We start from the raw sequence: 14,570 nt of genomic DNA on the forward strand, positions 1-14,570 counted from the left end.
GGATGACGCGCGGAAAAATCAATATTCTGGTGGTAGATGACGATATCAGCCACTGCACCATTTTACAGGCGCTGCTGCGCGGCTGGGGTTATGAGGTCGCGCTGGCCTATAGCGGGCAAGCGGCACTGGAACAGGTGCGTGAACGCGTATTTGATTTAGTGCTGTGCGATGTGCGTATGGCGGAGATGGACGGCATCGCAACGCTGAAAGAGATTAAAGCGTTGAATTCGGCGATTCCGGTATTGATCATGACGGCGTTCTCCAGCGTGGAGACCGCCGTTGAGGCGCTGAAAACCGGGGCGCTGGACTACTTAATCAAGCCGCTGGATTTTGATCGCCTGCAGGAGACGCTGGAAAAGGCGCTGGCGCATACGCGGGAAACGGGCGCTGAACTGCCGTCAGGGTCGGCTGCGCAGTTTGGCATGATTGGCAGCAGTCCGGCGATGCAGCAGTTGATCAATGAAATCGCGATGGTTGCGCCCTCGGATGCAACGGTGCTCATTAACGGAGACTCCGGTACGGGGAAAGAGCTGGTGGCCCGGGCGCTGCATGCCAGCAGTGCCCGCTGTGATAAACCGCTGGTGACGCTGAACTGTGCGTCGCTTAATGAATCGCTGCTGGAGTCCGAACTTTTTGGTCATGAGAAAGGCGCGTTTACCGGTGCGGATAAGCGGCGGGAAGGGCGCTTTGTGGAAGCCGAAGGCGGCACGTTATTTCTTGATGAAATTGGCGATATCTCACCGCTAATGCAGGTGCGTCTGCTGCGGGCAATCCAGGAGCGAGAAGTGCAACGGGTTGGCAGCAACCAGACTATTGCGGTTGATGTCCGGCTGATCGCTGCCACACATCGCGATCTGGCGGAGGAAGTGAACGCCGGGCACTTTCGTCAGGATCTCTACTATCGCCTGAACGTCATCACTATTGAAATGCCAGCGCTGCGCCAGCGTCGGGAAGATATTCCGCTGCTGGCCGAACATTTTCTCCAGCGTTTTGCCACACGTAATCGAAAAGCGGTGAAAGGCTTTACTCCGCAGGCGATGGATCTGCTGATCCACTATGACTGGCCGGGCAATATCCGTGAGCTGGAAAATGCGATTGAGCGTTCGGTGGTGCTGCTAACGGGGGAATATATTTCCGAACGCGAGCTGCCGATGGCGATTGCCGCGACACCGATAAAAACGGAATACAGTGGCGAGATCCAACCGCTGGTGGATGTCGAAAAAGAAGTGATTCTGGCGGCGCTGGAAAAAACGGGCGGTAATAAAACCGAAGCCGCCCGTCAGTTAGGTATTACGCGCAAAACGCTGCTGGCTAAGCTCAGCCGTTAGTTTTGCTCACGTTCGATGGCGCGCCAGCCGATGTCGTTACGGCTGAAGCTGCCGTCCCAACGGATGTCGGTCATCAGGGCGTAGGCACGCTGCTGCGCCTCAGCAACGGTGTTGCCCAGCGCGGTGGCGCACAGGACGCGACCGCCGTTGGTCAGCACGCGATCGTCAGCAGACAGTTTGGTGCCCGCGTGGAACACTTTACCGTCAGCGGCTTCTTCCAGCGGCAGGCCGTGGATCTCATCGCCAGTATTGTAGTTGCCCGGATAACCCCCTGCGGCAATCACTACGCCCAAAGAGGCGCGTTCGTCCCACTCAGAGGTTTTCTCATCCAGCTTGCCATCACAGGCGGCAAGGCACAGCTCCACCAGATCCGATTTCATACGCAGCATAATCGGCTGGGTTTCCGGATCGCCGAAGCGGCAGTTGAACTCGATAACCTTCGGGTTGCCCTGTTTGTCGATCATCAGACCTGCGTACAGGAAACCGGTGTAAGTGTTCCCTTCCGCTGCCATGCCTTTTACGGTTGGCCAGATGATGCGTTCCATGGTGCGCTGATGAACGTCGTCAGTCACCACCGGTGCCGGTGAGTAAGCGCCCATACCGCCGGTGTTCGGACCGGTATCGCCGTTGCCCACGCGTTTGTGGTCCTGGCTGGTGGCCATTGGCAGCACGTGCTCGCCGTCAACCATCACGATAAAGCTCGCTTCTTCACCGTCAAGGAACTCTTCGATAACGATACGGTGGCCCGCATCGCCAAAAGCGTTACCTGCCAGCATGTCATGAACGGCGGCTTCGGCTTCCTCCAGCGTCATCGCGACGATAACGCCTTTACCGGCGGCCAGGCCGTCGGCCTTGATAACGATCGGCGCGCCTTTCTCACGCAGATAGGCCAGCGCAGGCTCAATCTCGGTGAAGTTCTGATACTCCGCCGTCGGAATGTTATGACGGGCAAGGAAATCTTTGGTGAAGGCTTTGGAGCCTTCCAACTGTGCTGCACCTTCGGTTGGGCCGAAGATTTTCAGACCGGCAGCGCGAAACGCATCGACCACGCCAATTACCAGAGGCGCTTCTGGGCCAACGATGGTCAGATCGATCTTCTCATTTTGGGCAAAGCTCAGCAGCGCCGGAATATCGGTCACGCCGATTGCCACGTTTTGCAGCGCAGGTTCCAGCGCGGTGCCCGCGTTGCCTGGTGCGACAAATACCGTTTCGACTTTTGGCGACTGCGCCGCTTTCCAGGCCAGCGCGTGTTCGCGCCCGCCGTTGCCAATCACTAATACTTTCATCGTCTGCTCCGTGGATTAATGGCGGAAGTGGCGCATGTCGGTGAACACCATCGCTATGCCGTGCTCGTCGGCGGCAGCAATGACTTCATCATCACGGATAGAACCGCCCGGCTGGATCACGCAGGTCACACCGGCGGCGGCGGCGGCATCAATCCCATCGCGGAACGGGAAGAAGGCGTCGGATGCCATAGAGGAACCTTGAACTTCCAGACCTTCGTCGGCGGCTTTAATCCCGGCGATTTTTGCGGAATATACGCGGCTCATCTGGCCTGCGCCTATGCCGATAGTCATGTTCTCTTTGGCGTAAACAATGGCGTTGGATTTTACAAACTTAGCTACTTTCCAGCAGAACAGCGCATCGCGCAGTTCCTGTTCGGTCGGCTGACGTTTGGAAACTACGCGCAGTTCACCTTCGCTCACCATACCCAGGTCACGATCCTGAACCAGCAGACCGCCGTTAACGCGTTTGAAGTCCAGGCCCGGCACACGTTGTGCCCACTGACCGCAGGTCAGCACGCGGACGTTCTGTTTGGCGGCGGTGATTTTCAGTGCGTCTTCGGTTGCGGATGGCGCGATGATCACTTCCACGAACTGACGGGAAATGATGGCTTGAGCAGTTTCGGCATCCAGTTCGCGGTTGAAGGCGATGATGCCGCCGAACGCGGAGGTCGGGTCGGTTTTATAGGCGCGGTCGTAAGCATCGAGAATAGAGGTACTGACAGCCACGCCGCACGGGTTAGCGTGTTTGACGATCACACAGGCTGGCTCGTTGAATTCTTTTACGCACTCCAGCGCCGCATCGGTATCGGCGATGTTGTTGTAGGAAAGTGCTTTGCCCTGTACCTGCTGTGCGGTGGCAACGGACGCTTCTTTAACATTCTCTTCTATATAGAAGGCAGCCTGTTGGTGGCTGTTCTCGCCGTAGCGCATATCCTGCTTCTTAATGAAGTTCAGGTTCAGTGTACGTGGAAAGCGACCGGCGGCTTCTTTGCTTTCGCCGTGGTAGGCCGGAACCATGCTACCGAAGTAGTTGGCGATCATGCTGTCGTAAGCGGCGGTGTGTTCGAAGGCTTTAATCGCGAGGTCGAAACGCGTGTCGAGGGTCAGAGAACTGTCGTTGGCATCCATCTCTTTAATAATGGCGGCGTAGTCGCTGCTCTTCACAACGATAGCCACATCTTTATGGTTTTTGGCAGCGGAACGCACCATCGTCGGGCCGCCGATATCAATGTTTTCTACCGCATCTTCCAGCGAGCAGCCTTCACGGGCAACGGTCTCGGCGAACGGGTACAGGTTAACAACCACCATGTCGATAGGTGCGATGCCGTGCTGTTCCATAATCCCGTCGTCCTGACCGCGACGACCAAGAATGCCGCCATGGACTTTCGGATGCAGGGTCTTTACGCGTCCATCCATCATTTCCGGGAAGCCGGTGTAATCGGAAACTTCGGTCACTGGCAGACCTTTCTCAGCTAACAGGCGCGCAGTGCCACCTGTAGACAGCAGCTCCACACCGCGTGCGGAAAGTGCCTGAGCGAATTCGATGATACCGGCCTTGTCAGAAACACTGAGCAGAGCGCGGCGGACTGGACGACGTTGTTGCATGGTAAATCCCCTGGATTTGACTATTACAGAGAGCGTTAGGTGAATTCTTGGCTAAAAACTCAGCTAACGCCCCTTACGGGGCATCCTTGTTGTGCGGGGGCATTGTAACGAAAACGTTTGCGCAACGCTCGCGAATTTTTAATTTTCGATTTTGACCTCTTCTTTTTCCGTTGAAGGATGCTCATATAAACAGAGAAGTGCACAAACGATCGCGTGGTTTGTGGATAACTCTGTGTGTAAATGGGTATAAGGCGGGGTTTTGCTGTGGAATGCAGCGGTCAGTCATTTTTCTGTAATTTAAGGGTTGCGGGCCGCGGGAAACTCCCTATAATGCGCCTCCATCGACACGGCGGATGTGAATCACTTCACACAAACAGCCGGTTCGGTTGAAGAGAAAAACCTGAAAATGAGGGTTGACTCTGAAAGAGGAAAGCGTAATATACGCCACCTCGCGACAGAGCGCTAAAGCGCGTCGCACCTGCTCTTTAACAATTTATCAGACAATCTGTGTGGGCACTCGAAGATACGGATTCTTAACGTCGCAAGACGAAAAATGAATACCAAGTCTCTGAGTGAACACGTAATTCATTACGAAGTTTAATTCACGAGCATCAAACTTAAATTGAAGAGTTTGATCATGGCTCAGATTGAACGCTGGCGGCAGGCCTAACACATGCAAGTCGAACGGTAGCACAGAGGAGCTTGCTCCTTGGGTGACGAGTGGCGGACGGGTGAGTAATGTCTGGGAAACTGCCCGATGGAGGGGGATAACTACTGGAAACGGTAGCTAATACCGCATAACGTCGCAAGACCAAAGAGGGGGACCTTCGGGCCTCTTGCCATCGGATGTGCCCAGATGGGATTAGCTAGTAGGTGGGGTAACGGCTCACCTAGGCGACGATCCCTAGCTGGTCTGAGAGGATGACCAGCCACACTGGAACTGAGACACGGTCCAGACTCCTACGGGAGGCAGCAGTGGGGAATATTGCACAATGGGCGCAAGCCTGATGCAGCCATGCCGCGTGTATGAAGAAGGCCTTCGGGTTGTAAAGTACTTTCAGCGAGGAGGAAGGTGTTGTGGTTAATAACCGCAGCAATTGACGTTACTCGCAGAAGAAGCACCGGCTAACTCCGTGCCAGCAGCCGCGGTAATACGGAGGGTGCAAGCGTTAATCGGAATTACTGGGCGTAAAGCGCACGCAGGCGGTCTGTCAAGTCGGATGTGAAATCCCCGGGCTCAACCTGGGAACTGCATCCGAAACTGGCAGGCTAGAGTCTTGTAGAGGGGGGTAGAATTCCAGGTGTAGCGGTGAAATGCGTAGAGATCTGGAGGAATACCGGTGGCGAAGGCGGCCCCCTGGACAAAGACTGACGCTCAGGTGCGAAAGCGTGGGGAGCAAACAGGATTAGATACCCTGGTAGTCCACGCCGTAAACGATGTCGACTTGGAGGTTGTGCCCTTGAGGCGTGGCTTCCGGAGCTAACGCGTTAAGTCGACCGCCTGGGGAGTACGGCCGCAAGGTTAAAACTCAAATGAATTGACGGGGGCCCGCACAAGCGGTGGAGCATGTGGTTTAATTCGATGCAACGCGAAGAACCTTACCTACTCTTGACATCCAGAGAACTTAGCAGAGATGCTTTGGTGCCTTCGGGAACTCTGAGACAGGTGCTGCATGGCTGTCGTCAGCTCGTGTTGTGAAATGTTGGGTTAAGTCCCGCAACGAGCGCAACCCTTATCCTTTGTTGCCAGCGATTCGGTCGGGAACTCAAAGGAGACTGCCAGTGATAAACTGGAGGAAGGTGGGGATGACGTCAAGTCATCATGGCCCTTACGAGTAGGGCTACACACGTGCTACAATGGCATATACAAAGAGAAGCGACCTCGCGAGAGCAAGCGGACCTCATAAAGTATGTCGTAGTCCGGATTGGAGTCTGCAACTCGACTCCATGAAGTCGGAATCGCTAGTAATCGTGGATCAGAATGCCACGGTGAATACGTTCCCGGGCCTTGTACACACCGCCCGTCACACCATGGGAGTGGGTTGCAAAAGAAGTAGGTAGCTTAACCTTCGGGAGGGCGCTTACCACTTTGTGATTCATGACTGGGGTGAAGTCGTAACAAGGTAACCGTAGGGGAACCTGCGGTTGGATCACCTCCTTACCTTAAAGAACCGACCTTTGTAGTGCTCACACAGATTGTCTGATGAAAAGTAAATAGCAAGGCGTCTTGCGATTGAGACTTCAGTGTCCCCTTCGTCTAGAGGCCCAGGACACCGCCCTTTCACGGCGGTAACAGGGGTTCGAATCCCCTAGGGGACGCCACTTGCTGGTATGTGTGAGTGAAAGTCGCCGACCGAAGTATCTCAAAACAGACTTTCGAGTCTCGTTTGAGATATTTGCTCTTTAAAAATCTGGAACAAGCTGAAAATTGAAACGACACACTGTTTCATTTCTCCGTAAACAAGAAATGAAAAGCGGTGTGTTCGAGTCTCTCAAATTTTCGCAACACTGAAGTGTTTTACGAAACATCTTCGGGTTGTGAGGTTAAGCGACTAAGCGTACACGGTGGATGCCCTGGCAGTCAGAGGCGATGAAGGACGTGCTAATCTGCGATAAGCGTCGGTAAGGTGATATGAACCGTTATAACCGGCGATTTCCGAATGGGGAAACCCAGTGTGATTCGTCACACTATCATTACGTGAATACATAGCGTAATGAAGCGAACCGGGGGAACTGAAACATCTAAGTACCCCGAGGAAAAGAAATCAACCGAGATTCCCCCAGTAGCGGCGAGCGAACGGGGAGCAGCCCAGAGTCTGAATCAGCATGTGTGGTAGTGGAACGGTCTGGAAAGTCCGGCGATACAGGGTGATAGTCCCGTACACAAAAGTGCATGTGTTGTGAACTCGAAGAGTAGGGCGGGACACGTGGTATCCTGTCTGAATATGGGGGGACCATCCTCCAAGGCTAAATACTCCTGACTGACCGATAGTGAACCAGTACCGTGAGGGAAAGGCGAAAAGAACCCCGGCGAGGGGAGTGAAAAAGAACCTGAAACCGTGTACGTACAAGCAGTGGGAGCCTCTTTATGGGGTGACTGCGTACCTTTTGTATAATGGGTCAGCGACTTATATTCTGTAGCAAGGTTAACCGAATAGGGGAGCCGAAGGGAAACCGAGTCTTAACTGGGCGTTAAGTTGCAGGGTATAGACCCGAAACCCGGTGATCTAGCCATGGGCAGGTTGAAGGTTGGGTAACACTAACTGGAGGACCGAACCGACTAATGTTGAAAAATTAGCGGATGACTTGTGGCTGGGGGTGAAAGGCCAATCAAACCGGGAGATAGCTGGTTCTCCCCGAAAGCTATTTAGGTAGCGCCTCGTGAACTCATCTTCGGGGGTAGAGCACTGTTTCGGCTAGGGGGTCATCCCGACTTACCAACCCGATGCAAACTGCGAATACCGAAGAATGTTATCACGGGAGACACACGGCGGGTGCTAACGTCCGTCGTGAAGAGGGAAACAACCCAGACCGCCAGCTAAGGTCCCAAAGTCATGGTTAAGTGGGAAACGATGTGGGAAGGCACAGACAGCCAGGATGTTGGCTTAGAAGCAGCCATCATTTAAAGAAAGCGTAATAGCTCACTGGTCGAGTCGGCCTGCGCGGAAGATGTAACGGGGCTAAACCATGCACCGAAGCTGCGGCAGCGACACTATGTGTTGTTGGGTAGGGGAGCGTTCTGTAAGCCGTTGAAGGTGTGCTGTGAGGCATGCTGGAGGTATCAGAAGTGCGAATGCTGACATAAGTAACGATAATGCGGGTGAAAAACCCGCACGCCGGAAGACCAAGGGTTCCTGTCCAACGTTAATCGGGGCAGGGTGAGTCGACCCCTAAGGCGAGGCCGAAAGGCGTAGTCGATGGGAAACAGGTTAATATTCCTGTACTTGGTGTTACTGCGAAGGGGGGACGGAGAAGGCTATGTTAGCCGGGCGACGGTTGTCCCGGTTTAAGCATGTAGGCGGAGATTCCAGGTAAATCCGGAGTCTTGTTAACGCTGAGGTGTGATGACGAGGCACTACGGTGCTGAAGTAACAAATGCCCTGCTTCCAGGAAAAGCCTCTAAGCATCAGGTAACACAAAATCGTACCCCAAACCGACACAGGTGGTCAGGTAGAGAATACCAAGGCGCTTGAGAGAACTCGGGTGAAGGAACTAGGCAAAATGGTGCCGTAACTTCGGGAGAAGGCACGCTGATATGTAGGTGAAGTGATTTACTCATGGAGCTGAAATCAGTCGAAGATACCAGCTGGCTGCAACTGTTTATTAAAAACACAGCACTGTGCAAACACGAAAGTGGACGTATACGGTGTGACGCCTGCCCGGTGCCGGAAGGTTAATTGATGGGGTTATCCGTAAGGAGAAGCTCTTGATCGAAGCCCCGGTAAACGGCGGCCGTAACTATAACGGTCCTAAGGTAGCGAAATTCCTTGTCGGGTAAGTTCCGACCTGCACGAATGGCGTAATGATGGCCAGGCTGTCTCCACCCGAGACTCAGTGAAATTGAACTCGCTGTGAAGATGCAGTGTACCCGCGGCAAGACGGAAAGACCCCGTGAACCTTTACTATAGCTTGACACTGAACACTGGTCCTTGATGTGTAGGATAGGTGGGAGGCTTTGAAGTGTGGACGCCAGTCTGCATGGAGCCAACCTTGAAATACCACCCTTTAATGGCTGGTGTTCTAACGTAGACCCGTAATCCGGGTTGCGGACAGTGTCTGGTGGGTAGTTTGACTGGGGCGGTCTCCTCCTAAAGAGTAACGGAGGAGCACGAAGGTTAGCTAATCCTGGTCGGACATCAGGAGGTTAGTGCAAAGGCATAAGCTAGCTTGACTGCGAGAGTGACGGCTCGAGCAGGTGCGAAAGCAGGTCTTAGTGATCCGGTGGTTCTGAATGGAAGGGCCATCGCTCAACGGATAAAAGGTACTCCGGGGATAACAGGCTGATACCGCCCAAGAGTTCATATCGACGGCGGTGTTTGGCACCTCGATGTCGGCTCATCACATCCTGGGGCTGAAGTAGGTCCCAAGGGTATGGCTGTTCGCCATTTAAAGTGGTACGCGAGCTGGGTTTAGAACGTCGTGAGACAGTTCGGTCCCTATCTGCCGTGGGCGCTGGAGAATTGAGGGGGGCTGCTCCTAGTACGAGAGGACCGGAGTGGACGCATCACTGGTGTTCGGGTTGTCATGCCAATGGCATTGCCCGGTAGCTAAATGCGGAAGAGATAAGTGCTGAAAGCATCTAAGCACGAAACTTGCCCCGAGATGAGTTCTCCCTGACCCTTTAAGGGTCCTGAAGGAACGTTGAAGACGACGACGTTGATAGGTCGGGTGTGTAAGCGTAGCGATACGTTGAGCTAACCGATACTAATGAACCGTGAGGCTTAACCTTACAACGCCGAAGATGTTTTGGCGGATGAGACATCGAAATTCAGCTTGATTACAGATTACATCGACAGACCGAGAGGTGTGTTGATAAACAGAATTTGCCTGGCGGCTGTAGCGCGGTGGTCCCACCTGACCCCATGCCGAACTCAGAAGTGAAACGCCGTAGCGCCGATGGTAGTGTGGGGTCTCCCCATGCGAGAGTAGGGAACTGCCAGGCATCAAATAAAAGCGAAAGGCCCGGTCGAAAGACCGGGCCTTTTGTTTTATCTGTGGTCTGTCGGTGAGTGCTCTCCTGAGGAGGACAAATCCGCCGGGAGCGGATTTGAACGTTGCGCAGCAACGGCCCGGAGGGTGGCGGGCAGGACGCCCGCCATAAACTGCCAGGCATCAAATAAGTGAAGAAGCCCATCCTGCCGGATGGGCTTTTTTGCGTCTGCAGGGAATGAGAACTGCCGGATGCAGCGTACCGTTTTATCCAGCCCATCATGTTGTAACCGGTGTTCAGGCCTGAGAAGCGCAGCGCACCTGGCTCTCCCGGCAGCACATTGCCTGTTACGCGAACGACGAATAGCATTCTCCTTTTTTCTTTACTGCACTAATCTACAGCAAGGAGCCGTGAAACTTTCTCAACTTGAGGATGCAGGCTCGACATTCGCATGATTCCTGGGTATCTTCAGCTATCTGGATGTCTAAACGTTTAAACGTATGTAGTGAGGTTATCAGGTTATGCCAATTCGCGTGCAGGACGAGCTACCCGCCGTCAATTTCTTGCGTGAGGAAAACGTCTTTGTGATGACGTCATCTCGCGCTTCCGGTCAGGAAATTCGTCCACTGAAGGTGCTCATCCTCAACCTGATGCCCAAGAAGATTGAAACGGAAAACCAGTTCCTGCGTTTACTCTCTAACTCACCGTTGCAGGTAGATGTTCAGCTATTGCGCATTGATGCCCGCGAGTCACGCAACACCCCTACGGAGCATCTGAATAACTTTTACTGTAATTTCGAGGATATCTGCGATCAGAACTTTGATGGACTGATCGTGACCGGCGCGCCGTTGGGTCTGGTTGAATTTAATGACGTGGCTTACTGGCCGCAGATTAAACAAGTGCTTGAATGGGCGAAAGATCATGTTACATCGACGCTCTTTGTCTGTTGGGCGGTGCAAGCCGCATTGAATATCCTGTACGGAATTCCCAAGCAAACCCGTACGGATAAACTCTCAGGCGTCTATGAGCACCATATTCTTCATCCTCATGCGCTGCTGACGCGTGGATTTGATGATGCGTTCCTGGCCCCGCATTCGCGCTATGCCGATTTTCCTGCTGCCCTTATCAGGGACTACACCGATCTCGAGATTTTTGCCGAAACAGAAGAGGGAGATGCCTACCTGTTTGCCAGCAAAGATAAACGTATCGCCTTCGTAACGGGCCATCCTGAGTATGACGCCCATACACTCGGCAGTGAATATTTTCGTGACGTCGAAGCCGGCTTAACGCCGGAAGTGCCCTATAACTACTTCCCAAAAGATGACCCGCAAAATAAACCGCGGGCAACCTGGCGTAGCCACGGCAATCTGTTGTTTACCAACTGGCTCAACTATTACGTTTACCAGATCACGCCATATGATCTGCGTCACATGAATCCAACGCTGGATTAATCTTCTGTAACAGACGATCCTTAAGCGTTTCAGCATGTTGAATCAGGCACCTTCGGGTGCCTTTTTTATTTCCGAAACGCACCTCACTGTGTAATTAAATTTTATTTATATTGTTATCAATAAGTTAATTGATAATTAAATTAAAAATGGAAATTGTTTTTGATTTTGAAATTTAAATGAGTAGTCTTAGTTGTGCTGAACGAAAACCGCACAACGATCCTTCGTTCGCATTGGGGATGTGTTTGGATCAATGACGAGGAACTACGCAATGAATCAACAGGCAACGACAACCGATGAACTGATCTTCACCAGGCCGCGTGGCGAACAGGAACAGCAGATTCTGACCGCTGAAGCGGTGGAGTTTCTGACCGAGCTGGTGACAAGATTTACGCCAAAGCGGAATAAACTTCTGGCTGCACGTATCCAGCAGCAGCAGGATATTGATGACGGTAAGTTGCCTGACTTTATTTCGGAAACAGCTTCCATTCGCGAAGGCAGCTGGAAAATTCGCGGTATTCCTGATGATTTACTGGATCGCCGTGTAGAGATTACCGGACCGGTTGAGCGCAAGATGGTTATCAACGCGCTGAACGCGAACGTCAAAGTCTTTATGGCTGATTTTGAAGATTCGCTGGCTCCTGAGTGGAGCAAAGTTATCGACGGGCAAATCAACTTGCGCGATGCAGTCAATGGCACCATTAGCTACACCAACGAAGCCGGTAAAATTTATCAACTCAAACCCAATCCGGCCCTGTTAGTGTGCCGCGTTCGCGGTCTGCACCTGCCGGAAAAACACGTCACCTGGCGTGGCGAATCGATCCCGGGCAGCCTGTTCGACTTTGCCCTCTATTTCTTCCACAACTACAAAACGTTGCTGGCAAAAGGCAGTGGCCCTTATTTCTATCTACCCAAAACGCAGGCCTGGCAAGAAGCGGCATGGTGGAGTGAAGTGTTCAGCTATGCAGAGGATCGCTTTAATCTGACGCGCGGCACAATTAAAGCGACCCTGCTGATTGAAACGCTGCCAGCCGTTTTCCAGATGGACGAAATTCTGCACGCGCTGCGTGACCACATTGTGGGCCTGAACTGCGGTCGCTGGGACTACATTTTCAGTTATATCAAAACACTGAAGAACCACCCGGATCGCGTGTTGCCGGACCGTCAGGTGGTGACGATGGATAAGCCATTCCTCAGTGCGTATTCGCGTCTGCTGATCAAAACCTGTCATAAACGCGGCGCGTTCGCGATGGGCGGCATGGCCGCGTTCATTCCCAGCAAAGATGCGGAACGTAACAACCAGGTTCTGACCAAGGTAAAAGCGGACAAAGCGCTGGAAGCCAATAACGGTCATGACGGCACATGGATTGCCCATCCAGGACTGGCAGATACCGCAATGGCGGTGTTCAACGACGTACTCGGTGAAAATAAAAATCAGCTGTTCGTGACCCGTGAAGAAGATGCGGCGATTACCGCAGAACAATTGCTGGCACCCTGTGAAGGTGAGCGTACTGAAGAAGGCATGCGTGCCAACATTCGTGTCGCGGTGCAGTACATCGAAGCGTGGATCTCCGGTAATGGCTGCGTACCGATTTATGGTCTGATGGAAGATGCGGCCACCGCCGAAATCTCTCGTACTTCCATCTGGCAGTGGATCCACCACCAGAAAACGCTCAGCAACGGCAAACCGGTTACCAAACCGTTGTTCCGCCAGATGCTGGCCGAAGAGATGCTGGTGATTCAGGAGGAACTGGGCGAACACCGCTACAGCAGCGGGCGTTTTGACGACGCCGCGCGCCTGATGGAGCAAATCACCACTTCCGACGAGTTAATTGACTTCCTGACGTTACCGGGCTATCGCCTGTTGGCCTAATTTACCCACAATTTATCCTAATGGAGCATCTGCACATGAAAACCCGTACTCAACAAATCGAAGAATTACAGAAAGAATGGACTCAACCGCGCTGGGAAGGCATCACCCGCCCCTATAGCGCGGAGGAAGTGGTGAAATTACGTGGCTCGGTCAACCCGGAATGCACGCTGGCGCAGCTTGGCGCGGCGAAAATGTGGCGTCTGCTACACGGCGAATCGAAGAAAGGTTATATCAACAGCCTCGGTGCGCTGACTGGTGGTCAGGCGCTGCAGCAAGCGAAAGCTGGTATTGAAGCGGTCTACCTTTCAGGCTGGCAGGTGGCGGCAGATGCCAACCTGGCGTCCAGCATGTATCCGGATCAATCGTTGTATCCAGCGAACTCCGTTCCGGCGGTGGTGGACAGGATCAACAACACATTCCGTCGTGCCGATCAGATCCAATGGTCAACTGGTATTGAGCCGAACGATCCGCGCTATGTGGATTACTTCCTGCCGATCGTTGCCGATGCGGAAGCGGGTTTTGGCGGGGTACTGAACGCGTTTGAACTAATGAAATCGATGATTGAGGCTGGTGCAGCGGCCGTTCACTTCGAAGATCAGCTCGCATCGGTGAAAAAATGTGGTCACATGGGCGGCAAAGTCCTGGTGCCGACTCAGGAAGCTATCCAGAAACTGGTGGCAGCCCGTCTGGCTGCAGACGTTATGGGCGTTCCGACGCTGGTGATTGCGCGTACCGATGCTGACGCAGCCGATCTGATTACGTCTGATTGCGACCCATACGATAGCGAGTTCATCACTGGCGAACGTACCAGCGAAGGGTTCTACCGTACGCATGCGGGTATTGAGCAGGCGATCAGCCGTGGCCTGGCCTACGCACCGTATGCGGATCTGGTGTGGTGTGAAACCTCCACGCCGGACCTCGAACTGGCGAAGCGCTTTGCCGATGCTATTCATGCGAAATTCCCAGGCAAACTGCTGGCCTACAACTGTTCGCCATCGTTTAACTGGCAGAAAAACCTGGATGACAAAACCATTGCCAGCTTCCAGCAACAGCTGTCCGATATGGGTTACAAATACCAGTTCATTACGCTGGCGGGTATCCACAGCATGTGGTTCAACATGTTCGACCTCGCGCATTCCTATGCGCAGGGTGAGGGCATGCGCCACTACGTTGAGAAGGTTCAGCAGCCGGAATTTGCGGCGGCTAAAGATGGTTACACCTTCGTGTCCCATCAGCAGGAAGTAGGGACAGGCTACTTCGACAAAGTAACCACCATCATTCAGGGCGGCACTTCTTCAGTGACCGCGCTGACCGGCTCGACTGAAGAATCGCAGTTTTGATCAATGCCCGGTGGCGCTGCGCTTACCGGGCCTACGAAAG

6 protein-coding genes, 1 tRNA gene and 3 rRNA genes are annotated in these 14,570 nt (G+C 53.4%); 8 read left to right on the forward strand and 2 right to left on the reverse strand.

Going from position 1 to position 14,570, the window contains the following annotated elements:
* Positions 1-2 precede the first annotated feature (2 nt).
* Complete coding sequence (gene zraR / locus HV334_RS01255; protein WP_181221077.1) at positions 3-1,328, forward strand: sigma-54-dependent response regulator transcription factor ZraR; 1,326 nt, start codon at positions 3-5, stop codon at positions 1,326-1,328.
* On the opposite strand, the gene purD is transcribed toward zraR, so the two are convergent.
* Both purD and purH read right to left on the reverse strand, forming a co-directional pair.
* Positions 1,325-2,614, reverse strand: a complete 1,290-nt coding sequence (gene purD, locus HV334_RS01260) for a phosphoribosylamine--glycine ligase (protein WP_115191111.1) — start codon at positions 2,612-2,614, stop codon at positions 1,325-1,327. The genes zraR and purD overlap by 4 nt on opposite strands.
* Before the next feature lie 15 nt (positions 2,615-2,629).
* On the reverse strand, positions 2,630-4,219 hold the full coding sequence (gene purH / locus HV334_RS01265) for a bifunctional phosphoribosylaminoimidazolecarboxamide formyltransferase/IMP cyclohydrolase (RefSeq protein WP_181221079.1): 1,590 nt from the start codon (positions 4,217-4,219) through the stop codon (positions 2,630-2,632).
* Between the two features lie 619 nt (positions 4,220-4,838).
* Here purH and HV334_RS01270 point away from each other — a divergent pair.
* The 7 genes from HV334_RS01270 to aceA all read left to right on the forward strand — a co-directional run bounded on the left by HV334_RS01270 (position 4,839) and on the right by aceA (position 14,530).
* A 16S ribosomal RNA gene (locus HV334_RS01270) occupies positions 4,839-6,380 on the forward strand.
* An 85-nt stretch (positions 6,381-6,465) separates the two neighbouring features.
* Positions 6,466-6,541, forward strand: a tRNA-Glu gene (locus HV334_RS01275).
* Positions 6,542-6,761: 220 nt separating this feature from the next.
* Positions 6,762-9,668: ribosomal RNA gene (locus HV334_RS01280) — 23S ribosomal RNA — on the forward strand.
* Between the two features lie 97 nt (positions 9,669-9,765).
* Positions 9,766-9,881: ribosomal RNA gene (gene rrf, locus HV334_RS01285) — 5S ribosomal RNA — on the forward strand.
* Together the 16S, 23S and 5S rRNA genes with 1 tRNA gene alongside form the textbook arrangement of a ribosomal RNA operon.
* A 509-nt stretch (positions 9,882-10,390) precedes the next feature.
* On the forward strand, positions 10,391-11,320 hold the full coding sequence (gene metA / locus HV334_RS01290) for a homoserine O-succinyltransferase (RefSeq protein ID WP_016155321.1): 930 nt from the start codon (positions 10,391-10,393) through the stop codon (positions 11,318-11,320).
* Positions 11,321-11,588: 268 nt separating this feature from the next.
* On the forward strand, positions 11,589-13,190 hold the full coding sequence (gene aceB, locus HV334_RS01295; protein ID WP_181221080.1) for a malate synthase A: 1,602 nt from the start codon (positions 11,589-11,591) through the stop codon (positions 13,188-13,190).
* A gap of 35 nt (positions 13,191-13,225) precedes the next feature.
* On the forward strand, positions 13,226-14,530 hold the full coding sequence (gene aceA / locus HV334_RS01300; protein WP_016155323.1) for an isocitrate lyase: 1,305 nt from the start codon (positions 13,226-13,228) through the stop codon (positions 14,528-14,530).
* The last annotated feature ends 40 nt before the right edge of the window (positions 14,531-14,570 follow it).

Origin of the sequence: Citrobacter sp. RHBSTW-00944 (assembly GCF_013615435.1) — a bacterium.
Taxonomy (GTDB): Bacteria; Pseudomonadota; Gammaproteobacteria; order Enterobacterales; family Enterobacteriaceae; genus Citrobacter; species Citrobacter braakii.

Coding starts and splice junctions, on each gene's coding strand:
- zraR (WP_181221077.1), top strand. CDS start 3: ATGACGCGCGGAAAAATCAATATTCTGGTGGTAGATGACGATATCAGC.
- purD (WP_115191111.1), bottom strand. CDS start 2,614: ATGAAAGTATTAGTGATTGGCAACGGCGGGCGCGAACACGCGCTGGCC.
- purH (WP_181221079.1), bottom strand. CDS start 4,219: ATGCAACAACGTCGTCCAGTCCGCCGCGCTCTGCTCAGTGTTTCTGAC.
- metA (WP_016155321.1), top strand. CDS start 10,391: ATGCCAATTCGCGTGCAGGACGAGCTACCCGCCGTCAATTTCTTGCGT.
- aceB (WP_181221080.1), top strand. CDS start 11,589: ATGAATCAACAGGCAACGACAACCGATGAACTGATCTTCACCAGGCCG.
- aceA (WP_016155323.1), top strand. CDS start 13,226: ATGAAAACCCGTACTCAACAAATCGAAGAATTACAGAAAGAATGGACT.